19 protein-coding genes and 1 riboswitch are annotated in these 23244 nt (G+C 70.4%); of the genes, 11 read left to right on the top strand and 8 right to left on the bottom strand.

Features of this window, described 5'->3' with window-relative positions:
* Window positions 1-29: 29 nt before the first annotated feature.
* Window positions 30-1340, bottom strand: a complete 1311-nt coding sequence (locus tag QJS31_RS19340) for an aminotransferase class V-fold PLP-dependent enzyme (protein WP_306357325.1) — start codon at window positions 1338-1340, stop codon at window positions 30-32.
* 46 nt (window positions 1341-1386) lie between these two features.
* Window positions 1387-1500, bottom strand: a riboswitch (SAM riboswitch).
* Between the two features lie 183 nt (window positions 1501-1683).
* Between QJS31_RS19340 and QJS31_RS19335 the strand changes: the two genes are divergently transcribed.
* On the top strand, window positions 1684-2340 hold the full coding sequence (locus tag QJS31_RS19335) for a heme oxygenase (biliverdin-producing) (RefSeq protein WP_306357324.1): 657 nt from the start codon (window positions 1684-1686) through the stop codon (window positions 2338-2340).
* 13 nt (window positions 2341-2353) lie between these two features.
* Here QJS31_RS19335 and QJS31_RS19330 read toward each other — a convergent pair whose 3' ends face one another.
* Both QJS31_RS19330 and QJS31_RS19325 read right to left on the bottom strand, forming a co-directional pair.
* The gene (locus QJS31_RS19330) at window positions 2354-2818 is read right to left on the bottom strand and encodes a flavin reductase family protein (protein ID WP_372341769.1); all 465 of its coding nucleotides are present in this window, start codon (window positions 2816-2818) and stop codon (window positions 2354-2356) included.
* A gap of 187 nt (window positions 2819-3005) precedes the next feature.
* Window positions 3006-3479: a YbaK/EbsC family protein gene (locus QJS31_RS19325; protein ID WP_306357322.1), complete on the bottom strand. Its 474-nt coding sequence runs from the start codon at window positions 3477-3479 to the stop codon at window positions 3006-3008.
* Window positions 3480-3604: 125 nt separating this feature from the next.
* Between QJS31_RS19325 and QJS31_RS19320 the strand changes: the two genes are divergently transcribed.
* A complete protein-coding gene (locus QJS31_RS19320) occupies window positions 3605-4426 on the top strand; it encodes a crotonase/enoyl-CoA hydratase family protein (RefSeq protein WP_306357321.1) in 822 nt (273 codons plus the stop codon).
* Window positions 4427-4562: 136 nt separating this feature from the next.
* Here the strand turns inward: QJS31_RS19320 and ppa are convergent, their stop codons facing one another.
* A complete protein-coding gene (ppa, locus tag QJS31_RS19315; protein WP_029925158.1) occupies window positions 4563-5054 on the bottom strand; it encodes an inorganic diphosphatase in 492 nt (163 codons plus the stop codon).
* 151 nt (window positions 5055-5205) lie between these two features.
* Here ppa and dacB point away from each other — a divergent pair, with 151 nt between their 5' ends.
* The 5 genes from dacB (at window position 5206) to QJS31_RS19290 (ending at window position 10763) form a co-directional block, all read left to right on the top strand.
* Window positions 5206-6666, top strand: a complete 1461-nt coding sequence (gene dacB, locus QJS31_RS19310) for a D-alanyl-D-alanine carboxypeptidase/D-alanyl-D-alanine-endopeptidase (protein ID WP_282784934.1) — start codon at window positions 5206-5208, stop codon at window positions 6664-6666.
* 13 nt (window positions 6667-6679) lie between these two features.
* On the top strand, window positions 6680-7825 hold the full coding sequence (locus QJS31_RS19305; RefSeq protein WP_282784936.1) for a zinc-dependent metalloprotease: 1146 nt from the start codon (window positions 6680-6682) through the stop codon (window positions 7823-7825).
* An 84-nt stretch (window positions 7826-7909) separates the two neighbouring features.
* Complete coding sequence (gene tilS, locus QJS31_RS19300; RefSeq protein WP_306357320.1) at window positions 7910-8896, top strand: tRNA lysidine(34) synthetase TilS; 987 nt, start codon at window positions 7910-7912, stop codon at window positions 8894-8896.
* A gap of 36 nt (window positions 8897-8932) precedes the next feature.
* Window positions 8933-9490 carry a hypoxanthine phosphoribosyltransferase gene (gene hpt / locus QJS31_RS19295; RefSeq protein WP_029925166.1) on the top strand — a complete coding sequence of 186 codons (558 nt, stop codon included), beginning with the start codon at window positions 8933-8935 and terminating at the stop codon, window positions 9488-9490.
* A 379-nt stretch (window positions 9491-9869) separates the two neighbouring features.
* Window positions 9870-10763, top strand: a complete 894-nt coding sequence (locus QJS31_RS19290) for a LysR substrate-binding domain-containing protein (RefSeq protein ID WP_195144897.1) — start codon at window positions 9870-9872, stop codon at window positions 10761-10763.
* Between the two features lie 229 nt (window positions 10764-10992).
* Here the strand turns inward: QJS31_RS19290 and QJS31_RS19285 are convergent, their stop codons facing one another.
* Complete coding sequence (locus tag QJS31_RS19285; protein WP_306357319.1) at window positions 10993-13158, bottom strand: amidase family protein; 2166 nt, start codon at window positions 13156-13158, stop codon at window positions 10993-10995.
* Between the two features lie 183 nt (window positions 13159-13341).
* Between QJS31_RS19285 and QJS31_RS19280 the strand changes: the two genes are divergently transcribed.
* The 4 genes from QJS31_RS19280 to QJS31_RS19265 are packed head-to-tail and all read left to right on the top strand — an operon-like array spanning window position 13342 to window position 19891.
* The gene (locus tag QJS31_RS19280) at window positions 13342-16167 is read left to right on the top strand and encodes a serine/threonine-protein kinase (protein ID WP_372341765.1); all 2826 of its coding nucleotides are present in this window, start codon (window positions 13342-13344) and stop codon (window positions 16165-16167) included.
* Window positions 16164-18497 carry a protein kinase gene (locus tag QJS31_RS19275; protein WP_306357318.1) on the top strand — a complete coding sequence of 778 codons (2334 nt, stop codon included), beginning with the start codon at window positions 16164-16166 and terminating at the stop codon, window positions 18495-18497. Before QJS31_RS19280 ends, QJS31_RS19275 begins: the two co-directional genes overlap by 4 nt.
* Window positions 18498-18517: 20 nt before the next feature.
* Window positions 18518-19204 carry a cyclase family protein gene (locus QJS31_RS19270; RefSeq protein ID WP_306357317.1) on the top strand — a complete coding sequence of 229 codons (687 nt, stop codon included), beginning with the start codon at window positions 18518-18520 and terminating at the stop codon, window positions 19202-19204.
* Window positions 19205-19213: 9 nt separating this feature from the next.
* A complete protein-coding gene (locus QJS31_RS19265; RefSeq protein ID WP_306357316.1) occupies window positions 19214-19891 on the top strand; it encodes a nucleoside/nucleotide kinase family protein in 678 nt (225 codons plus the stop codon).
* On the opposite strand, the gene QJS31_RS19260 is transcribed toward QJS31_RS19265, so the two are convergent.
* The 3 genes from QJS31_RS19260 to QJS31_RS19250 form a co-directional block, all read right to left on the bottom strand.
* Window positions 19876-20763 (bottom strand): PfkB family carbohydrate kinase, encoded by an 888-nt coding sequence (locus QJS31_RS19260; protein WP_306357315.1) that lies wholly within the window; start codon window positions 20761-20763, stop codon window positions 19876-19878. The genes QJS31_RS19265 and QJS31_RS19260 overlap by 16 nt on opposite strands.
* Window positions 20764-20829: 66 nt before the next feature.
* Window positions 20830-21669, bottom strand: a complete 840-nt coding sequence (locus QJS31_RS19255; protein WP_306357314.1) for an SDR family oxidoreductase — start codon at window positions 21667-21669, stop codon at window positions 20830-20832.
* Window positions 21670-23217 carry an aldehyde dehydrogenase family protein gene (locus QJS31_RS19250; RefSeq protein ID WP_306357447.1) on the bottom strand — a complete coding sequence of 516 codons (1548 nt, stop codon included), beginning with the start codon at window positions 23215-23217 and terminating at the stop codon, window positions 21670-21672.
* Window positions 23218-23244: the final 27 nt, after the last annotated feature.

The following is a 23244-nucleotide window of genomic DNA, read 5'->3' as shown; positions in this document are numbered from 1 at the left end:
CGGCTCGGGGGACGGAGTCGTCCGGATGCTCAGACGCAGGGCGCTGCCCCGGCCGTGTCACCGTCGAACGGGCGCGTCTCCGGCACCGGGTTCCAGTGCCCGTCGGTGCAGGCGTACTCCCAGCCCGGCCCCCGCTCGACCAGGGCGGCGACGGCGTCGACGAGCCGGTCCACATCGGCGGACGTGGTGCCGAGGCCGATGCTGGCGCGCAGCGCGCTGTCCACCCCGAGCTTGGCCAGGAGCGGGTGCGCGCAGAAGCGGCCGTCGCGCACCCCGATGCCGTGTTCGGCGGAGAGGTAGGCGGCCACCCGCCCGGGTTCGAAGCCGTCCAGGGTGAAGGCCACGATACCGACGGCGTCGGTGCTGTCCCGCCAGATGCGCAGGAACCGCACGCCCGGAACGGTTTTCAACCCGTAGCGCAGCCGGTGCGCGAGGTAGAGCTCGTGTTCGGTGACCGTGGTCTCGTCGAGCGCGGCCAGTGCGTCGCAGGCGGCGGCCAGGGCGGCCACGCCGAGGACGTTGGGGGAACCGGCCTCGTGCCGCTGCGGTGCGCACGCCCACTCGGCGTCGGCGTCGGTGACCTCCCGGACCGCGCCGCCGCCCGCCAGATACGGGTCGGCGGCATCCAGCCAATCCCGGCGTCCGACAAGCACGCCCGCGCCGAAGGGGGCGTAGAGCTTGTGGCCGGAGAAGGCTACATAGTCGATATCGCTGGCGCACAGGTCGATCCGCCGGTGCGGGGCCAGTTGGGCGGCGTCCACCAGGATGCGGGTGCCGCACTGGTGCGCGATCCAGGCCAGTCGCTCGATCGGCAGCAGCTCCCCGGTCACATTGGACGCACCCGTAATGGCAAGCAACGCAGCGGGTTTGCTGCACAGTTCGGCGACGACGCGCTGAATGGTCTCCTCGATGGTGTCGGCGGCCCGCACCACGCGCCGCCCGTGCCGGGTCCACGGCAGGAAGTTGGCGTGATGTTCGATATCCAGCACCACGGTGTCGCCGGGGACGCAGGCGGCCAGCAGATTCAGCGAGTCGGTGGTGTTGCGGGTGAAGATCACGCACTGGTCGTCGGCGGCATTCACGAAGCGCGCCACCGTCTTTCGCGCGGATTCGTAGCAGTCGGTGGAGATGCGGGAGGCGTAGCCCGCGCCGCGGTGCACGCTGGCGTAGTAGGGCAGCAGATCCCGCACCCGCTCGGTGACCCGCTCGAGCGCGGGCGCGCTGGCGGCGTAGTCGAAGTTGGCGTAGGCGGCGGTGCCGCCCTGTACGAGCGGCACCCGCAGATCGCATCCGGAGACGGTGGCGAGGGCGGCGCAGCTCTGGTCGGCGAAAGCAGTCATGACGAAATCCCGTCGGCTCAGGGACTCGTGATCGTGAGGTGATCGGAGTCCGCGCTTGCCGTGTTCGTGTGAATCACGGCCCGGTCGTCACCCGGAGCACCCCACCGCGGAGGAGGGTTGCCGACCAGCTAGCCGGGGCTTAGCGCTGGTACTCATGACCTGATTGCAGAGGTTGGCAGACGGGCGCGGAACTTGTCAACCCCGCGCCGAGAATCATCCGAAAGTTGGATCGGGTGGGCCGCAAAGTAGGAACCGGGGGTTCGCCGGGGCCGGTAATCTCGACTGTGAAGTTAGGGTAGCCAAAGTATGGGCGGCCCAGGATCGACAACGAGGGAGCACGACCATGCTGGACACCGCGACGCCGTTTTCGACCCTGATCCGCACCGCGACCGAGCAGCAGCACACCGAGGCCGAACACTCCTCGTTCATGCGCGACATGCTCACCGGCACCCTCGGCGTGCGGGCGTTCTACCGCTACACCGCCCAGCTGTGGTTCGTCTACGAGGCGCTGGAGCGGCATTCCGCCGACCTCGCCGCCGACCCCGTCGCCGGACCGTTCGTGCGCCCGGAACTCGCCCGCCTCGCCGCCCTGGAAACCGACCTCGCCCATCTCGGCGGCCCGGACTGGCGCGACGACCTGCGCCCCCTGCCCTCGACCCACGCCTATGCCGACCGCATCGCCGAATGCGCCCGGGACTGGTCGGCCGGATACGTCGTCCACCACTACACCCGCTATCTGGGCGACCTCTCCGGCGGCCAGGTCATCCGCGGCACCGCCGAAAAGCTGTGGGACCTGCCCAAGAAGGGCGACGGCGTGCGCTTCTACGTCTTCGACCGGATCGGCAACCCGGCCGCCTTCAAACGCGAATACCGCGAACTCCTCGACGCCCTGCCCATCGGCGGCGACGACACCGAGCGCGTACTCGACGAGGCTCGCCGCGCCTTCGCCATGAACACCGACATGTTCGGGGAACTGGCCGAGGAATTCGCCCGCCCCTGACCGCCGGCCTGAGTCAGCGCAGCGGTTCGGGGCGGTGGTAGCCGCCGTTGTAGTAGAGCAGGGGTGCGGCGCTGGGTTCTTCCTCGGCGTCGTCGTGGACGCGGGTGACCAGGCTGACCACCAGGGTGTGGTCGCCGATGGGGATGAGGCGGTGGATGGCGGCGCGGACCCAGATGGGGGTGCCGTGCAGGACCGGTTCGCCGGTGTCGAGGGTGGTCCACAGGGAGCGGTCGGTGAAGCGCTGGGCGGCGGCGCGGCTGAAGCGCTGGGCGATGTGGCGCTGGTGTTCGCCGAGGAAGTGCACGACGACGGATTCGGCGTGCAGCAGGGCGTCGATGCTGGAGGAGGTCTCGGCGATATTGAAGGTGATCAGGGGCGGGTCCAGCGATACGGAGGCGAATGAGGTGGCGGTGAAGCCGACCGGCCCGTTGTCGGACATGAGCGTGACGACCGTGACGCCCGCCGGATAGTGACGCATGGCGGCGCGATACTGGTGAGCTGCGATACCGCTCAGATCATCGGGGACCCGTAGCTCGGATGGAGAATCGGTCACATAGGCAAGGTACGCCCCGAGCGCCCGAGGTATTCCGGTTGCGCTCGAGTCGAACGGAACACCGGTCGCGCGCGGGACGGCCGAGCCGAGCCGGAGCGCGGGGCCGCCGGATTCAGTCGACGTCGATGGCCAGTCCCGCCGTGATCCGCACCAGTTCCCCGAATGTGGTGCGGAACAACGTATTCGGATGCCCGCCCGCCGCCCACAGCTCCGGATGCCCGGCGAGCGCGTTGTCGATGTAGGTGGGGAGATTGACGGGATGGCCCACCGGAGCCACCCCGCCGATCGGCTGGCCGGTGACCTCCCGCACCATGGCGGCGGGAGCCCGGGTCAGCGCGCCCTCCAGCCGCTTGCCGGTGCGATCCAGATGCACCTGGTGCGCGCCGGAGACCAGCAGCAGCACCGGATCCTCGTCGAGCAGGAACACCAGCGATGTGGTGATGGCGCCCACCGGCACCCCGAGCGATGCGGCGGCGGCCTGCGCGGTGTGGGTCGGTTCGGCCTGGGTGATGATCACGCCGTGATGGCCGCGCGCGATCAGCGTGTCGGAGACCTTGGCAGCGACGGGCGGTAGGGACCTGCGCATGGCACCAGGGTAGAGCGGTTGCGGTGAATGTGCGGGGGGATCGGAAACGGGTGCGGCGCATCGGATTCAGTCCCGCCGCGACGCTGCCCTGTCGGCCCGCCGCCGCCCCCCGATACGCTGGGCGAATGACTGAATGGAAGGCTTTCACAGTCGAGAGCAAGGACCGGGTGGCTCAGGTCACCCTGACCGGACCCGGCAAGGGCAATGCCATGGGACCGGACTTCTGGCACGAGCTACCGCAGATCTTCGGTCAGCTGGACGCCGACCCGGAGGTGCGGGCCATCGTCCTCACCGGTTCCGGCAAGCACTTCTCCTACGGCCTGGACCTGCCCGCCATGAGCCCGCTGTTCGGTCCGCTGCTCGGCGAGCGCGCGTTGGCCGCGCCGCGCACCAACTTCATGAGGCACATCCGCGAGATGCAGGCCGCGGTGACCGCGGTCGCGGACTGCCGCAAGCCCGTCATCGCCGCCGTCTCCGGTTGGTGCATCGGCGGTGGGCTGGATCTCATCGCCGCCGTGGACGTGCGGCTAGCCAGCGCCGAGGCCAAGTTCAGCCTGCGCGAGGCCAAGGTCGCCATCGTCGCCGACATCGGCTCGCTGCACCGCCTGCCCGGCATCATCGGGGAGGGCCACGTGCGCGAGCTGGCGCTCACCGGCAAGGACATCGACGCCGCCCGCGCCGAGAAGATCGGCTTGGTCAACGACGTGTACCCCGACCAGGACGCGGTGCTGGAGGCGGCACATGCCATGGCTCGCGAGATCGCCACCAATCCACCGCTGGTGGTACAGGGCATCAAGGATGTGCTGGACCAGCCCAAGGCGGGCCGCGTGGCCGACGGCCTGCGCTACGTCTCCGCCTGGAACGCCGCCTTCCTGCCCTCGGAGGACCTCACCGAGGCCATCCAGTCGGTGTTCGAGAAGCGCGAGCCCGAATTCCGGGGCAGGTGATCGGCTGACCTGCGGAGCGAGACCGCCTGTCCGGCAGCTGGTCTCGGCCGGTAAAGTCGGCAGCCGACGCGCGAAGCGGGTGGCACGGAATACCGTGCCACCCGCTTCGTCATGTCGGCGACGCCGAACCGGAACCTCAGTGTCCGCCCTGCTCCTTCAGGCGGGCGTACGCCTCGGTCACCAGCGACTCGGCCTTCTCACGGCCCTCCCAGCCTTCGACCTTGACCCACTTGCCGGGCTCCAGGTCCTTGTAGCGCTCGAAGAAGTGCGCGATCTCCTTGCGCTGGAACTCCGGGATGTCCTCGACGTCCTGGATGTGATCCCAGCGCTTGTCACCGGCGGGCACCGCCACGACCTTCTCGTCCCCGCCCGCCTCATCGCTCATGAGCAGCACGCCGACCGGACGGGCCTCCACGATGACGCCCGGGAACACCGGCTCGGGCAGCAGCACCATGCAATCGAGCGGATCGCCGTCGGAGCCGAGGGTGTCCTCGATGAAGCCGTAGTCGGCCGGGTACATCATCGGGGTGTACAGGTAGCGGTCCAGCTTCACGCGGCCGGTCTTGTGATCGACCTCGTACTTGTTCCGCTGACCCCGGGGGATCTCGATGGTGACGTCGAACTCCACGTCATCTCCTCTTTTCTGGTGCCTATGGCTGCCGACTCGCCAGCTCGTTCGAAGGAACGACTGCGCAACGAGGATAGTGTGGTGCGCGAGCGTGTGGGTGCGGCAGGGACGCCGGACGATCCCACCACTGGTACCAGGGAGACAGCGGCACGTGGTCGGTGCGGACAAGAAGAACATCGGTGGATTGGCCGCCAAGCGGCGTCGCAGAAACTGGATCGTCGTGGCATCCGTGCTGGTCATGGTGCTGGTCGCGGTGACCTCGGTGGCGTTGATCCTGAAGCCGTGGACCGAGGAGTTCCGGCACGGGGGCTTGACCATCGCCGCCGCGCCCGCCCCCGCCACGGTGTCGCCGCGGGTGGCGCCCGCCCCCGCCGATGCGCCCGCACCCTCGAAGGCCGGTCTGGCGGCGGCGCTGGGGCCGGTGGTGAACAACCCCGACCTGGGTGTGTTCGCCGCGGTGGTCTCCGACGGCGATACCGGTGAGGTGCTGTTCAGCCTGGACCCGGACAAGCCGCAGATCCCGGCCTCCAATGCCAAGATCCTGCTGGCCGCCGCCGCACTGCTGGCGCTGCCGCAGGACCAGCGGGTGACGACCGAGGTGGTCACCGGGGCCACGCCGAACGAACTGGTGCTGGTGGGCGGCGGCGATCCGACGCTGACCGCGCAGCCCGACGGCAAGGGCTACTACCAGGACGGGCCGAAGCTGTCGGATCTGGTGGCGCAGATCAAGACGTCCGGGCGGACGGCGGACACCATCGTGGTGGACACCTCGCGCTACACCGGGCCGAGCATGGCCCCGGGCTGGCTGACCGAGGACATCGCGGGCGGCTCCATCGCGCCCATCGACCCGGTCATGCTCGACGGCGGTCGCCTGGAACCGCTGCGCGCGTACTCGCCGCGCACCCCGACGCCCGCGCTGGACGCCGGGCGGCGACTGGCCGTGGAATTGGGCCTGGATCCGGCGCGGGTCCGGCTGGGAACCGCTCCCACCGGGGCGACACGGGTCGCGGCCGTCCAGTCCGCACCGCTGCGCGACCGGCTGCGGGACATGATGGTCGACTCCGACGACGTGCTGGCCGAGACCATCGCCCGCGAGATCGCCGCCGCCACCGGTGCGGAACAGTCCTTTACGGGTGCGGTGACCGGTCTCACCACCACCCTGCGCGCCGCCGGATTCGACCTGACCGGCGTCACCCTGGCCGACGGCGGCAGCGGACTCTCGGTCGACGACCGCATTCCGGCGAGCGTGCTCGACCGGATCATCACCGTCGCGACACTCCCGAACAGCTCGGGGAGCCAAGACGATTCGAGTGTGAAGGGGGCGGCTTCGGTCACCGCCTCACCGCTGTCGGCGCTGCTGGACTACCTGCCGGTGGCCGGTGCGACGGGGACGCTCACCGACCGCTACACGGTGCGCGATCGCGCCGGCGCGGGCTGGGTACGTGCCAAAACCGGAACTCTGGACGTGGCAAGCTCGTTGGTGGGGTATGTGCTGGATCGCGATGGGCGCGTACTCACCTTCGCGTTGATGTCGAACGAGCGGCTGCCGGGAGCGAGCCGCCCCGCGTTGGACGCCATCGCGGCGACACTGCGTAATTGTGGATGCTCCTGACGGGTGGATGACTATGACCGGACCCGAACACCATTCGGCCGATGCCGCCAACCCGGGTACCGGTGAGTCCCGTGCCCAACTGGTGATCGACCCGAAGACCGGGGAATTGAGCCGTAAATCCAAGCCGGGGCTGACCGGCGCCGTGGACTGGCAGCTGGCCGCCCGCACCGGAGCCCTGCTGGTCCCGGCCGGGCCGCGGACCACGCGGTACTCGGCGGAGCAGGCGGTGGCCGAACTGGCCGACGCCTCGGTGCGCGCCGAAGCGCCCGTGCGCGAGGTGAGCCGACTGCAGGACGGTTCGGTGGTGCCCGCGGCGCGGGTCGTGGACCGGCCCGGTTGGATTCAGGCCGCGGCCGCGTCCATGGCGGCGCTCACCGGCAACGAGCCGGGTGCCGACGATCGCGGGCGGTTCGTCGGCAAGCCCGCCGGGGTGCAGGCCGGGGCCATGCTGGCGTTCCTGTCCACGGCGATTCTGGGACAGTACGACCCGTTCAGCGGGCCGAACGGCACGCTGCTGCTGGTCGCGCCCAACATCATGGGCGTGGAGCGGGCGCTCGGCGTTCCGGCCAGCGACTTCCGGCTCTGGGTGTGCCTGCACGAGGTCACGCACCGGGTGCAGTTCTCCTCCGCGCCCTGGCTGGCCGACTACATGAAGCGCAATGTGGAACTGCTCGGCGAGGTCGGCGACGAGCCTCTCGCCGATGTGCTGGCCCGGCTGGTGGAGGCGGTGAAGGAGCGCCGCCGCGGTGTCGAGGACCCGTCGTCCGGCGGCGTCATCGGCCTGCTGCGCGCCACCCAGGCCGCACCGCAGCGCGAGGCGCTGGACCGCCTGCTCATGCTCGGCACCCTGCTCGAGGGGCACGCCGACCATGTCATGGACGCCGTCGGCCCGGCGGTGGTGCCCTCGGTGACCCGGATCCGCTCGGCCTTCGATCAGCGTCGCCGTCGCCCCGGCAATCCGATCCAGCGGCTGCTGCGCGCCCTGCTCGGCATGGATGCCAAGGTGGCGCAGTACGTGCGTGGCAAGAAGTTCGTGGACGAGGTGGTGGCCACCGTCGGCATCGACGAGTTCAACGCGATCTGGACCGACGGTGACACGCTGCCGCGCACCGACGAGATCGGCGAACCGCGCCGGTGGGTGGAGCGCGTTCTGGGGTGATGGCTCGTCCGCCGCTCCGCGATCGGCGCGACCTCTCCGAAGGAGGCGTCAGCGGGAGGCGGGGTGACGTGCGACGATCAGGGCATGAATCGTCCCAGGCTGCCCGAGACGTCGGCGGCGCTGGAAATGCGCCGTGCGGTACGGGACTGGGTGGGGGAGTACGCGGTCGACGGGGTGGTCGCGGTCGGATTGTCGGGCGGGGCGGATTCGCTGGCATTGACCGCGGCGGCGGTGTCGGAGGCCGATGTCGTCGACGCGCTGGTCGTGGATCACGGTTTGCAGGAGGGGTCGGCGCGGGTGGCGGCGGAGGCGGCGGCCGTGGCGATGCGGCTCGGATGCCGGTCGGCTCGGGTGCTGACGGTCGAGGTGTCCGGCGGCGGGGGAATGGAGGCGGCGGCGCGCCGGGCTCGGTACGCCGCGCTGGACGAGGCGCGGGGCGCGGCCCCGGTGCTGCTCGGGCACACCCTCGACGATCAGGCCGAAACCGTGCTGCTCGGGTTGGCGCGCGGGTCGGGGGCGCGGTCCATCCAGGGCATGGCGGCCTTCGCCGAGCCGTGGGGGCGGCCGCTGCTGGGGGTGCGGCGGGAGGTGACCCGGCGGCTGTGCGCGGAGCTGGGGCTGACCCCGCACGAGGATCCGCACAACAGTTCCCCGGAGTTCACCCGGGTGCGGCTGCGCACCGAGGTGCTGCCGCTGCTGGAGGAGGTGCTCGGCGGCGGGGTGGCGACCGCACTGGCCAGAACAGCGGCTCAGCTTCGTGAGGACGGCACGGCCCTGGACGGCATAGCCGAGAAGTTGCTGAACTCCGCTCGCGATGGCGAGGGCCTGTCGGTCGAGACGCTCGCCACTGCCCCGCCCGCACTGCGGCGGCGGGCGATCCGGGCATGGTTGCTCGCCGGTGGCGCGAAAGCGTTGACCGACAAGCATTTACGGGCGGTCGACGCGCTGGTCACGGATTGGCACGGGCAGGGGGCGATCGCGGTCGGCGGCGGAGTCGCCGGGACCAGGTTGGTTGCCGGGCGCGAGCATGGCAGGCTGATACTGAGCTTGGCCGAATACGAGCCCAGGTGATTCGGGATACACATCACTGAAGGGAAACCAGCGCACGTGTACGGGGATGACATCGCGTCGGTGCTGATCAGCGAGGAAGAGATCGCGGCCAAGGTCGACGAACTGGCCGATCTCGTAGCCAAGCGTTATCCGGCCGACGCCCCGGAGGGCGATCTGCTGCTGGTGGGCGTGCTCAAGGGTGCGATCTTCTTCATGACCGATCTGGCCAAGAAACTCTCCATCCCTACCCAGATGGAGTTCATGGCCGTCTCGTCCTACGGTTCCTCGACCTCGTCCTCGGGTGTCGTGCGGATCATGAAGGACCTGGACAAGGACATCGCCGGGCGCAATGTGCTGATCGTCGAGGACATCATCGACTCCGGCCTGACGCTGTCCTGGCTGCTGCGCAACCTGTCCAGCCGCAATCCCGCCTCGCTGGAGGTGGTGACGCTGCTGCGCAAGCCCGACGCGCTGCGCACCCAGGTGGACGTCATGCACGTGGGCTTCGACATTCCGAACGAGTTCGTGGTCGGCTACGGCCTGGACTACGCCGAGCGCTACCGCGATCTGCCCTACATCGGCACCCTGCATCCGAAGGTGTACGGCGGAGCCTGATCCGGGCCCCCTCGTCCTGGGGTCTGTCCGAATTGCTTCCGGCGGGCGGCTTTCAGTCGACTGTGAGGAAAATCACCAACTCTCTTCGGTGGCCGATCGACCTGGGAGAGTCGGTTGTTGCTGCCGTGTGCGGGTGGCTGCGCGCCGCCCGGTCGGCGGTGGGGCGTGCTCTGAATTACTGCTGGTCGATTGACCTTATAGATCTTGGTCGGCCGACCACTTCAGCGGTCGCCGGGCGTTCGCGGAGCCGGTTACCGCGCGGTTCGCCGCGCGTCATATGCTGTCTGTAACAAACCTGATGGCTGTTTTCGTCGTGGATTTCAAACTCCGGGGTTGAATACGGCTGGAAATCCAAGACCGATTCTGATAGCAAGGGGCTATGGACCCGCATTTGCGCGACCTGCGGTATTTCGTCGCTGTCGCTGAGGAACTGCACTTCACCAACGCCGCCCAGCGGCTGCACATCGCGCAGCCCACCCTGTCACGGCAGATCCGTCAGCTCGAACGCCAGCTCGACGTGGTCCTGTTCGACCGCAACCAGCGCAGCGTCGCCCTGACCGTGGCGGGCAAGGAACTGCTCGAGGGCGCACGCAAGATCCTCGAACTCTGGGAGGTCACCAACGTGGCGCTCCAGGAGGCGGGCGAGGTGCTGCGCGTCGGCATCCAGTCCTCCATCGGGCGCGGCCTGATCACCGACCTGGAGTCCGCCAGCGGCCACCGGCTGGCCCTGCACTCGGCGTCCTGGACCGACCCCTCCAGCGGCCTCGCCGGCCGCCAGGCCGATCTGGCGCTCATGTGGCTGCCCGTCCCCGACACCGCCCGCTACCGCTGGCAGGTGCTGCGCACCGAGCCGCGCTGGGTGCTGCTGCCGGAGAACCACGCCCTCGCCAATCGCGAGACCATCGACTTCGCCGATCTGCTCGACGAGCCGTTCATCGCCATGCCCGCCGAAGCCGGCGCCGCCCGCGAGTTCTGGCTCGGCGCGGACGCCCGCGGCGGCCGCCAGGCCCGCATCGGCGCGGAGGCCGCCACCGCCGAGGAGCGGCTCGAAGCCGTCAGCCTCGGACTCGGTGTCTGCCTGCTCGCCGAGAACAACGTCCCCATGTACCGCTGGCCCGGCCTCACCGCCCGCCCGGTCAACGGCCTGCCCCCGTGCGAACTCGCGGTGGCCTGGCGCGCCGACGACGACCGCCCCACCATCCTCGAATTCGCCACCCGCGTCCTCGAGGGCGGCTTCCATGTCCGCCTCCCCGCGACTTCAGCGCCCAGCTGAGAGCCGTAGACGGTTGAGCACGCGTGCCTGCGCCCAACGGCGTGCCGATTGCGGGCGTGCCCGACGAGTTACCCGAACGTCACCAGATCAGTGGTCTCGTCTCGATCGGGAGTTCGGGGCGGTGCGGCGGCAGCGGATCGGAGGCACTGCCGCCGGATGAACGCGTGAGCTTTCCAGTGGTGCGCCGCGGATTCGCTCAGTAGCTGGAATCCGACCCGCTGTGTTGGAGTCAGCGGGCCGTGCGACGCCAGGGGTGGGCCGATTCGAGTTGTCCCGCCAGGCGGAGCAGGGTGGCCTCGCTGCCCGGTTGGCCGATCAGGTGGGCCGCCACCGGGGTGCCGGTGCGGGGGTGGATGCCCATCGGGATGCTGAGGGCGGGCCAGCCGACCAGGTTCCACAGCGGCGTGAACGGCGAATAGCGCACATTGGCAACGACATTGGCCAGCCACGGGAGTTTGTGCCAGCGGCGGGCGCGTGGCGGCGCGGTCGCCAGGGTCGGGGTGATGACCACGTCGTAGCGTTCGAAGTGGTCGAGCAGCCGGGCCTCGATGCGATCCACCTGGGCGGGGCGCAGCAGCCCCGAGCGCAGCGCCAGCTTGCCCAGCGCGATGTGAGCGCGGGTGCGTGCTTGCAGGCGGTCCGGATACGCGACGGTCGCGGCCTCGCGGGCGGCATTGGCCACCCAGCGCAGCATGAGCGCGAAAGTCGCGCCCTGGTACGGCAATTCCGCCGATTCGACGTGATGGCCCGCCGTCGCGGCGGCGGCGGCGGCCTTGCGGGCGGCGGCGTCCCAGTGCCGGTCCACGCGGCCCAGCGGCAGCGGGGGCGCGGTGGCCAGGCCGATCCGCAACGACGGCGGCGACTCCAGGTCGGCCAGGTCCGGACGGTCGGCGAGCACCGAGAGCATGAGCGCGGCATCGGCGACAGTCGTTGCCAGCACGCCGTTCTCGGTCATCCCGCCCCACGAGTCCACGCCGATCTCGGCGGGCACCAGCCCACGCCCCGGCTTGACCCCCACCACACCGCAGCAGGCCGCCGGAATCCGCACCGAGCCGAGTCCGTCGTTGCCGTGCGCGACCGCCACCATGCCGGAACCCACCGCCGCGCCCGACCCGCCGGACGAACCGCCCGCGCTGAACTTCGGGTTCCAGGGATTGCACGTGACACCCGCGGGCGAATCGGTGGTACCCCACAGGCCGAACTCCGGAACAGCGGTGAGGCCGACGACCACCGCGCCGGCCGACCGTAGTCGCCGCACCACCGGATGATCGGTCTCGGCCGCCCGATCCCGGCCCGCCAGCGACCCGGCCCGGGTCACCTCCCCGGCGACATCGACATTGTTCTTCACCGCGATCGGCACCCCGGCCAGCGGCAGCACATCCAGATCCGCCCGCTCGGCCACCGCCCGCGCCTCCGCCCGCGCGGCCTCGGCCCGAACCACGCTGAACGCGTTCATATTCCGATCCCGGGCGTGAATGCGCGCCAACGCCTCCTCCGCCAGCAGCAGCGGCGACAACACCCCGTCCCGCACCGCTGCCGCGATCGCTCCCGCGGTGCTGGTGTCGACTCGCGCCGTGCCGGGCGTACCCGTGCTCGTCGCGGCGGGGACCTTATCCGCTGCGACCATCGCTCCCGGGGTGCTGGTGTCGGCCGTATTCGTGCTCGTCGCGGCGGAGATCTTGTCCGCGGGGTCCGCGGCCGCCCGGCTCACCTCCGCTCTCGGGGCGGCGGCGCTTGCCGTGTCGGCGGTGCGGTCATCGCGTGCGTTCCCGTGTGTGCCGCCCTCGGTGTGGGAAGCGTGCGCCTCGGTTCCTGCCGTACTCGGGCCGTCGTCCGTCCGTGGTGTGCTGTCCGCCCTCACCTCGGTCCGGTGGGCGCGAGCGTCGGTCGGTGCGGTGGTGTCGAGCTGTGCCGTGGTGGGCGCACTCGTGTTCGTTGCGGCCGGTGCCCCGCCGACGGGATCCGTGACGGCCGGGCTCACGTCGCCCTGCGCCGTGGCCGCGCCCGCCGCAGTACCGGTCGGGGTGTCGGCGTGTGCTGTGTGGGGCGGGTCGTCGTCACCGCGTGGCGAGCTGTCCGCGGCCACCTCGTTCTGGTCGGCGTCGGTCGTTGCTCGGGCGGTCGGGGGTGGTGTGCTCGGCGCGGGGTGGTCGGTGCCGTCCGCCGAGGTGTTCGCGGCCACGGGTTTCTCCTGACCGGGCGTGGCGGGGGACGGCGGGGTGGACCGGTTCGGGGTGGTGTGCTCGGCGGTTGCCGGGGTGGTGGGATTCGGGGCCGGGGCGGGGTCGCGCCCGGGCGCGGGTTCGGGCCGGTGGGTCGGGGTGGCTTCCGGCCGGTCGGAATCGGTTTCCACAGGTGAGATGCCGTCCGCTAGCGCGGTGCCCTCGTTGTACATGCTGGTGTTCCCCCGTCGCCTGGTCGTCGAAATCGGGTGATCCGCTGTGCAGCCGCAAGTTATCATTTCCGGCAGTTGCTCGGGGGATGATGGTGTCGGGTGTGGCGGATTCTATCCGCCGCTCCCGCCAACCGACCAGTGCGGATTCGATGGGTATCCGTGCCGAGCCAGGCAGGTGCGGGCATGACTTCTGATTCCGATCACCGTTCCGGCCAGCGTACGGCCGGAACGGAATTCACGGCGGTCGCCGCCTTCGCCGCGGCCTGGGACGCGGCCGCCGAGCCGCCGCGGATCGCCGACTTCCTCCCGGACGCCACCACCCTGCGCCGCGGGGCCCTGATCGAACTGATCCGGGTAGACATGCGGCACCGCTGGCTGCGCCGCCCGGGCCCCGACCCGCGTCGTCACCTGCGCAAACGACTCACCGAATACTGTTCCGACTTCCCCGAACTCACCCCCCGCGACCTGCCCGCGGGCCTGGTCTACGAGGAGTTCGTCATCCGCCGCCACAGCGGTGAGCGCATCGACCCCCGGGACTGCCTGCGCGAATACCCCCACCAGGCGACCGAGCTGCGCAAGCTGCTCAATGCCGACGACGAGGATCAGAGCACCCGCCGCTCGGCCTTCGAGGACTCCCGCCGCACCGCGGCCGATCCGGAAGCCACCGCTGCCGATACGGAGACCACTGCTGGTACGGAGACGGCCGCTGGTACGGAGACGGCCGCTGGGGATTCGGAGCCGACCGCCGCCGATCCGGATATGACCGCCGCCGATCCGGCTGCCGCGCCTGCCCCGGCGGGATCGGCGGCGCGCCCGGCCCCGGATCGCGCCCGCCTCGAGGAGGCGACGGCACCCGCCGCGACACATGTGGACGACACACGGTCGGGGGGAGGGTGGGATGACTCGGTCGAGACCGTCTCGGCGCGGCCGACATCCGAAGGCACCGGTCGGGATCGGCCGGAAAGTGGGCTGGACGAATCCACACGCGGCGGCGTGGATCTCGGCGAGAGCACCCGGCGACCGGAGGAGCCGACCCGGCCGCCCGATGCGACCGGTCTATTCGGTTTCGACGACGAAACCCGCACCACCGCACCCGGCACCAGCACCCGGTTCGATCCCGCCGCGGCCCCCGATACCGGCGAGTTGCTCGACCGCATCGAGATCGGCCAGCGCATCGACGAGTTCGACCTGCTGACCGGGCTCGGCTCGGGCGCGTTCGCGCGGGTGTTCCTGGCCCGGCAGCGCTCCCTGCAACGACTGGTGGCGGTGAAGATCTCCGCCGATCACGGCACCGAACCGCAAACCCTGGCCCAGCTGGATCACGACTACATCGTGCGGGTCTTCGACCAGCGCCTGATGTCGGGGCTGATGACCGAGTCGGGCCGTCGGCTGCGGCTGCTGTACATGCAGTTCCTCCCCGGCGGCACCCTGCTCGGCGTGCTGCGCTGGGTGCGCGCCACCCCGCCCGCGGAACGCTCCGGCCAACTGCTGCTCGACGCCGTCGACGCCGCCATGGAGGAGAAGGGCGAGATCCGCCCCACCGATTCCAGCGTGCGCGCCGAGATCGCCGAGCTGAGCTGGCCGGAAACGGTGGCGTGGCTGGGCCGCAGACTCGCCGAGGCGCTCGATTACGCCGACGGCCACGGTGTCCTGCACCGGGACGTCAAGCCCGCCAATGTGCTGCTCACCGCCGAGGCGGTGCCGAAGCTGGCCGATTTCAATATCAGCTTCAGCCGCAATCTGGACGGCGCGAGCCCGGTCTCCTACTTCGGCGGCTCCCTGTCCTACATGTCCCCCGAACAGCTCGAGGCGTGCCACCCCGGCCGCGCCCGCAGCGCCGCCGACCTGGACACCCGCGCCGACATCTTCTCCCTGGGAGTGGTGCTGTGGGAGCTGCTCACCGGTGCGAAGCCGTTCGACGACACCACGGCCGGGCCCGACCACCACGGCGACCGCACCACCCTGGAGGCCATGCTGGACCGCAGACGCGGCGGAGTGGAGGCCGCCGCCCTGGATCAGGTGCCGCCCGACTGCCCGGCCGCGCTGCGCCGCGTCCTGCTCACCTGCCTGGCCCCGGACCGCGACCAGCGCTGGAGCAGCGGCAGCGTGCTGGCAAAACAGCTGGACATGTGCCTGGACGAGCGGGCCCGCGACCTGGTGGACCCACCGCCGCACAGTTGGCGGCTGCGGCTGCGCTCCTGGCGCATCCTGGTGATCACGCTGGCCATCGGCATCCCGAATGTGCTTGCCTCCCTGTACAACATCGGCCACAACGACATGCTGATCGTGAGCCGCCTGACCGACGCCGCCCAACGCACCTTCACCCTGGTCACCGCCACCGTGAACGGGCTGTTCTACCCGATCGGCATCGTGGTGATCTGCTATCTGGGCCGCCATGTGATCACCGTGCCGCACGGGCTCAAACGCGGCCGGGCCTTCGACGCCGAGACGCTGCGGGCGGCCCGCAAGGATGTGCTGCTGCTGGGCGAGCGCGCCTCCTTCGTGGTGTTCACGCTGTGGGTGCTGGCGGGCATCACCTTCCCGATCTCGCTGCGCCTGGCCACCGGTGAGATTCCCGCGCGCGGCATGGTGCACTTCCTGGTATCGCTGGTGGTGTGCGGGGCGATCGCGGTCGCGTACCCGTTCTTCCTGGTCACCTTCTACCTGGTGCGCTGCATCTATCCGATGTTCCTGCGCCACGGCGACATCAGCGCCGACGACGCGGTGTGGCTGCACCGGCTGGGCAGCCGCTGCACCGGGTATCTGGCGGTGGCCGCCTCGGTGCCGCTGCTGGCGGTGGCGGGCGTGACCTTCCTGCGGCCCTCCGACATTCCGGAGATCATTGTCGCCGTGCGGGTGCTGTGTGTCGGCGGGATCGTCGCGTTCGTCGGGGTGTACTGGCTTTTCCGGGCGCTGGAGGCGGATCTGCGCGCGCTGGAGCGGGTGGTCGACCCGGACCGGAGCATGTACGCCGACCAGTCACCCGCTCGGGGCGCGGCGGCACCGTGACCGTGGACGATTTCCATGCGGAGGCGGTTGCCCGGTTCGCCACCGACTGGGAGGCCGTGTTGCGCGGTGGCGGCGTCGAACCCCCACCGCTGCACCGCTACGTACCCGACGGCACCGAGGTGCGCCTGGCGGTGCTGGCGGATCTGGTGCGCATCGATATGCGGCAGCGCTGGCGGCGCACCGGGACGGGTAAGCGAATCGCCGAGTACGGCACCGAATTTCCCGAGGTGGCCGACAGCCCGCACTTCGTGGAGCTGGTGTGCGAGGAGTACCTGGTGCGCCGCCGCTACCGGCAGGTGGACCTGGAGACCTTCAGCGCCGAATATCCGGAGCTGGCCGGGGAGATCCGGGCGCGGTTCGCCGATCGGAGCGCCTACGCCCCGCCGAGCCTCCCGGCGCACATCGACATCGGGCATCGGCTGGACGATTTCGACCTGCTCACCGATCTCGGCGGCGACGAGCGCAGCCGGGTGTTCCTGGCCCGCCAGCTGTCCATGCAGCGCCTGGTCGCCGTCCGGGTGGACACCGGAGCCGACGCGGATGCCGCGACCGTCGCCCGCCTGGACCACCAGTACATCGTCCGGGTCTTCGACGAGCGTCACCTCGAGGACGGCGGAAAGCCGTTGCGGCTGTTGTACATGCAGTACCTGCCGGGCGGCACCGTGGCGGATCTGCTGGCGCGGCTGCGCCGGAACGGGCAGCGACCCGCGAGCGGGACCGCACTGCTGGGCTCGGTGGACGCCGTCATGGAGGCCAGGGGCGAGATCCGGCCCGCCGATTCCAGCGTGCGCACCGCACTGGCCGCCCTCAGCTGGCCGGAAACCGTTGCGTGGGTGGGGCGTCGGCTCGCCGTGGCGCTCGACTACGCCGATCGGCACGGGGTGCCGCACCACGACATCCGGCCCGGCACCGTGCTGTTCACCGCCGAGGGCGTGCCGAAACTGGCCGATTTCGGCCTGGCGTCGCGGTATGTCGATGCCGACGACACCGGGCAGGCGGCTCGGCTGCGATACCACGCACCGGAACACCTCACCGCGCTGCTGGATCCGGCGGTTCCGATGCCCGACACCCGCGCGGACATCTATTCGCTCGGGCTGCTGCTCTGGGAAATGCTCACCGGCACACTGCCGTTCGCCGACCCTGATCTCGATGAGCGGTCGCCGTCGCCCGAGTCGCTGTCCGGGGAGCTTCCGCCACCGGCGCGGTCGTCGCTTCGGCCACTGCCGGAAGGCCGGCGCGACGGTCCACCGGGTCCCATTCGCGAGGCGGAGCCCGTCGGCGACACACACACTCCCACGCCCTCCGGCTCCCCCCGGGCGTGCCTGCTCGCCGCCATGCTGCGCGGGCGGCGGGCGGGCGTGCCTCCCGCCGCACTGGACACGCTGCCCGCCGACACTCCCGCCACCCTGCGCCGGGTGCTGCTGGAGTGCCTGCACCCCGATCCGGACCGGCGCTGGCGCAGCGGCGCGGAACTCGCGGGGCAACTCGATCTGACCCTGGACGCCCGCGCCCGCGATCTGGTCGATCCGCCGCCCACCAGCCTCCGGCACCGGGCACGCGGCTGGGCGCTGCCCATCGCCGCGCTCTGCGTGGGCGTTCCGAACGCATTCGCCAGCGTGTACAACATTCGGCTCAACCAGCGGCTCATCGTGGACCGGCTCGCCGAGGCCGACCAGCAGCGGTTCGAGACGGTGGCGCTGGTGAACAACTCCATCGCCTTCCCGCTGGCCGCCCTGCTGCTGATCTGGCTGTGCCGCCGCCCGCTCACCGTCCCGTTCCGGCTGGCGCGCGGACACGAGTACAGCGCCGCCGAACTCGCCCGCGCTCGCGCGGATACGCTCACCGTCGGCGACCGCGCGGTGCTGGTGCCCTTCGCCATGTGGCTGCTCGCCGGAATCATCTGGCCGCTGGCCCTGGCCGGATCGGGGGTACCGCTGGCCCCCGGCCAGTTCGCGCACTTCTTCGCCGCGCAGGTGGTGTGCGCGACCATCGCACTGGCGTATCCGTTCTTCCTGATCACGCTGTTCGCGGTGCGGTCGCTGTATCCGCGGCTGCTGGTGCGCGGCGGCATCGGCCCCACCGACGGGGCACAGCTGTGGGCGCTGGCGCGGCGCAGCAACATCTATCTGGCGGCGGCCGCCTCGGTGCCGCTGTTGGGGGCCGCCAGCGCCACCTTCGTATCCGCCACCGACCTGGAATCGGTGATCGTCCCGGTCCGCTGGCTCAGCGTCGGTGGCATTCTGGCGTTCGTGATCACCTACTGGCTGTTCCGGCTCCTGGAAGCGGATCTGCGCGCCCTGGTACGCGCCATCCCGCGAGGCGTGCGGTGAGGCCGCCGTTCGGTCGGCTCGTGAATCTCTCCCACGTGCACGATCCGGCGCGGACACCGCTGTACCCGGGCGATCCGGCCTTCACCGTCGAAACCGTGGCCACCGTGGCCGCGGACGGGTATCTGCTGCGCTACGTCCATCAGGCCGAGCACACCGGAACTCATTGGGGCGCACCCGTGCACTTCGATCCGCGGGGGCTCGCCGCCGACGAACTCGATACGGCGGATCTGCTGCTGCCCGCCGTGAAGATCGACGTGCGGGAGCAGTGCGCCGCCGACCGCGACTACGCCCTCGGCGTCGACGATCTCCGGGCGTGGGAGCAGCGGTACGGCCGCATTCCCGACCAGGCCGCCGTGATCGCCTGGACCGGTTGGGACGCCAAATGGGGCGGGCCGGACTTCCTCGGCGAGGGCGAAGCGCACGGCCGCCAACCCGGATTCGCGGTCGATACCGTCGCATGGCTGCTGGAGACCGGCCGCCTCGGGCGGCGCGGTGCGCTCGGCATCGACACCTTCGGCCCCGATCGCGGCATCGACGACACCTACGCGGTATCGAAACTGCTCTACCGCGAACACCGCATCAGTCTCGAATGCCTCGCCAATCTGTCCGAACTGCCGACCACCGGCGCGTGGGTGCTGGCGGGCGGACCGATTTATCGCGGCGGGTCGGGCGCGCCCGCAACGATTTTCGGCATCCTGCCGCAGTAGGGTGCTGGGATGGCCCGCACCGGCGTCGAAACGTCCCTGGCGGAGCTCGCGGTGCGGGTGGCCGCCAGTGTCGACCGCCGCGCCGATCGGCGGTTCGTCCTCGGTATCGCCGGACCGCCGGGAGCCGGGAAATCGACCCTGGCGCGCGGCGTCCGCGACGAGTTGAACGGCTACGCCGCCAGCCGTATCGCCGAGGTCGCGCCCATGGACGGCTTTCACTTCAGCAATGCCCGGCTGCGCGCCGACGGCGCATTGGCGCGCAAGGGTGAACCCGACACCTTCGATGTCGAGGGCTATGTGAACCTGCTGCGCACCGTGCGGGAGACACCGCCGGGACGGGCGATAGCGTGGCCCACCTATTCCCGGGAACTGCACGAACCGGTACCCGGCGGGGTGGTGTTCGACGAACAGCGAATAGTCGTCACCGAGGGCAATTACCTGCTGCTCGATACCGGCTCCTGGGCGGCCGTCCGGCCGCTGCTGGACCAGAGCTGGTATCTGGACGTGCCGCGCCCGATCATCGAAAAGCGATTGGTGCGCCGCCATATTCGCGGCGGTCGCAGCGCGGCGGACGCGAAGCTCAAAGTGCAGCACAGCGATCTGGCCAATGCGCGGCTGGTGGAGCGCACCCGCTCCACCGCCGATCTGGTGCTGCGCAAATCCGGGCGCGGTTATCGCATGGACTGAGCGGGCAGGTGGCGTAGCCATTCCCGAGTGCCCGGATATCGGCAGGACAGCGTCGCGATATCGGCGGCGCGACGCAGCGCGGTGACGAAATCCGATTCCACGGCATGGAAATGGCAGAACGCGCCGTGCAGGATATCGCCCGCGCCGAGCGTGTCCACGGCCCGTTCGGCGCGAACCGGGATCTCCCCGCGGCCGTCGGCGGTGGCATAGCGGATGGGCCGCGCCCCGCGCGATACCGCGACCGCTCGCGGCCCCAGCGCCAGGAGCCGATCCAGCACCGCGTCGGTGTCGGGCGCAGTATCCGGAGGGGCGAAGGATGCCGCGCAGATGGCGATATCCACCAGCGGCAGCAGCTCGTGGTGTACATCGCGCCAGCGGCCCGCGTCCAGCACCACCGGTATGCCGTGCCGCCGGGCCGACGCGGCGGTGTGCAGGGCGAGTTCCGGATAGTGGCCGTCCACGAGCACCACGGCCGCATCGGCCCAGTGCGCCGCGTCCGGTGCGGGCAGCGGGTCGCGCTGCTCCGAACCGTCCATGGAGACGATCGTGCGGCTGCCCGCACCCGTGGCGACCACGATCGACGACACCGGCGGGCGCTGCGCGCGCTCCGGGGCGGTATCCACCACCGTCACCCCGTGCGCTCGCAGATCCGCGCGGATCGGCTCGGCCAGAACGTGTTTCCCCAGCGCGGTGATCAGGCTCGAAAGCTGCCCCGAGAGCCCGGCGTAGGCCACCGCCGCATTGGCCGCCGGACCGCCCGCCCCCAGGAACATGCCGTCCGCCCGCACCTTGGTGTCCTCCTCCGGATACCGCTGCACGGCATAGGCGATATCCAGCGTGGACAGGCCGACGAAGGCCGCACCGCTACCCATATGTCGACCTTACCCACGGCCGGAGCGAATCCTGCCGCCGTGGCGTGCGCGACGACTGCCCGGCCGCTACTCGGAGCCGCCGCGCACCCGATCCTCGTATGCCTTGCGCGCCTGGGCGTCGACATCGCCCAGGAAGGCATCCGATGCGCCCAGCGACCGCGCGATGAAATCACCCACCGCCTCCGGCAGCAGCCCGACCACCTGGGAGATGGCACCCGCCACCGCCGTCACCCGGACCTTGGACCGTGGCTCCACGATCAGCTCGGCGATGGCGTCCGCGATCTCCTCCGGCTCGGCCGGGCGCAGGATGCGCGGTGCCGAAACACCCGAGCCCAGTTCGGTTTTCGTCAGCGTCGGCAGTACCGAGGAGAAGCGCACGCCGCTGCCGCGATACTCCTCGCGCAGCGTGTCGGTGAAGCCGAGCACCGCGTGCTTGCTGGCGTTGTAGGTGGCCAGGCCCGGAATATGGGTCTCACCCGCCAGCGAGGCGATATTGATGACGTGCCCGCGCCCGCGCGGCAGCATGCGCGCGATCGCCAGCTTGGAGCCGAGAATCACGCCGTACACATTGATGTCGAGAATCCGACGGGTGATCTGGTCCGGCTCGTCCACCAGCCTGCCGGTGGGCATGATCCCGGCATTGTTGATCAGCACGTCGATCGGGCCGAGTCGCCGTTCCACCTCGTCGAGGAAGTGCTCGAACGACGCCTGATCGGTGACGTCCACCCGGTCGTAGAGGTCGAAACCCCGTGCCGCGCCGGACTCTTTCACGGTGACCTCGTCGATGTCACCGATGGCGATCCGCGCGCCGAGTGCCTGCAGCGCGGTGGCGGTGGCCAGGCCGATACCGCGCGCGCCGCCCGTGATGACGACGATTTTGCCTGCGACAGAACTGAAGTCGGTCATCTACTTCTTTCCCGAGAAGGTGTTGAACACGGCCTGGACGCTCAGCCGCCGCATACCGCGTGAGCCGGCCGCACGCATGGCGGACATGGCGATGGCGAGCTTGGTGGGCGAATACGGGAACCAGAGCAGTTCCTTGGTCTGGGTGGGCAGCAGCGGTTTGGTGATCGCCTGCTGCCGGCAGTACTTGCGCACCCCGTTGGGGCCGCCCCAGCGCGCACCGACGCCCGACAGCCCCCAGCCGCCCATGGGCAGCGCGAAGCTGAACATGTTCGAGAAGACGTCGTTGATATTCACCGCGCCCGCGTTGAGCTGGCGGGCCACGCGTTCGGCCCGCGCCTTGTCGCCGCTCCACACCGACGCCGACAGGCCGTAGATCGAATCATTGGCCAGCCGAACGGCTTCCGCCTCGTCGGATACCTTCATGACCGGCAGCGTGGGGCCGAACGTCTCCTCGGTCATACAGGTCATGGAGTGATCGACATCGGCCAGCACGGTCGGTTCGAACAGCGTGCCGACACCGGTGCGCTTGCCGCCGGTCAGCACCCGGGCGCCGGCGTCGACGGCCTGCTGCACATGCCGCTGCACGATCTGCGCCTGATTCTCGTTCGCGAGCGCGCCCATGTCGTATTCGGGTACGCGGCCGTCGACGCCCTGGCGGATCTCCTTGACGGCGGCGGTCAGCTTGGCCAGGAACTCGTCGTACACCGGCGCTTCCACGTACACCCGCTCCACCGAGATGCACACCTGACCGGCATTGAACAGGCCGCCGAAGGCGATGCCGTGCGCGGCGCGGTCCAGATCGGCGTCGGCCAGCACGATGGCCGGATCCTTGCCGCCGAGTTCCAGACTGAACGGGATCATCCGTTCGGTGCAGGCGGCGGCGATCTTGCGGCCGGTACCGGTGGAACCGGTGAACTGCACGTAGTCCACGTTGTCCACCACCGCCTTGCCGGTCTCGCCCGCACCGGTGACGATGGCGAACACCGGGGGCGCGCCGATCGCCTCCCAGCCGCGCGCCAGCTCCAGCGCCGACAGCGGTGTCACCTCGGACGGCTTGAGCAGGACCGCGGCCCCGGCCGCCAGCGCCGGAATGACGTCGATGGCGGGCATGGCGAGCGGGAAGTTCCAGGGCGTGATCACGCCGACCACCGGGTAGGGGCGGAACACCGTCGTCAGCGTCTTCACCCGGGCCAGCGGGCTGTGCGGCGACGGATGCTCGTCGGCGAGGAATTTGGCGGCGCGGCGGGCGTAGTAGCCGGTGAGGTCGACGGCGAAGGCCGGGTCGATGAGGGAGTCGATGCGCGCCTTGCCGGTTTCGGACTGCAGGACGTCGGCGAGGTGATCGGTATTGTCCACCAGCCAGTCCTGGAGTTTGAGCAACCACTCCTTGCGGCCCTCCGGGCCGATGGCCTCCCACTCCGGCTGGAACAGGCGCAGCTCGCGCACCTTGGCGGCGACCTCGTCGGCCGAGTGGATCGGCACGACGCCCGCCCGCTCACCGGTCGCGGGATTGCGCACCTCGAATTCGGTGGCGGCGGTGGCGGTCAGGGCCGTGGCGGTGGCGGCGGGGCGGTC

The sequence above is a fragment of the Nocardia sp. CC213A genome (assembly GCF_030766805.1).
In the GTDB taxonomy this organism is placed as follows: Bacteria; Actinomycetota; Actinomycetes; order Mycobacteriales; family Mycobacteriaceae; genus Nocardia; species Nocardia otitidiscaviarum.
This window is presented reverse-complemented; position numbering and strand designations above follow the sequence as displayed.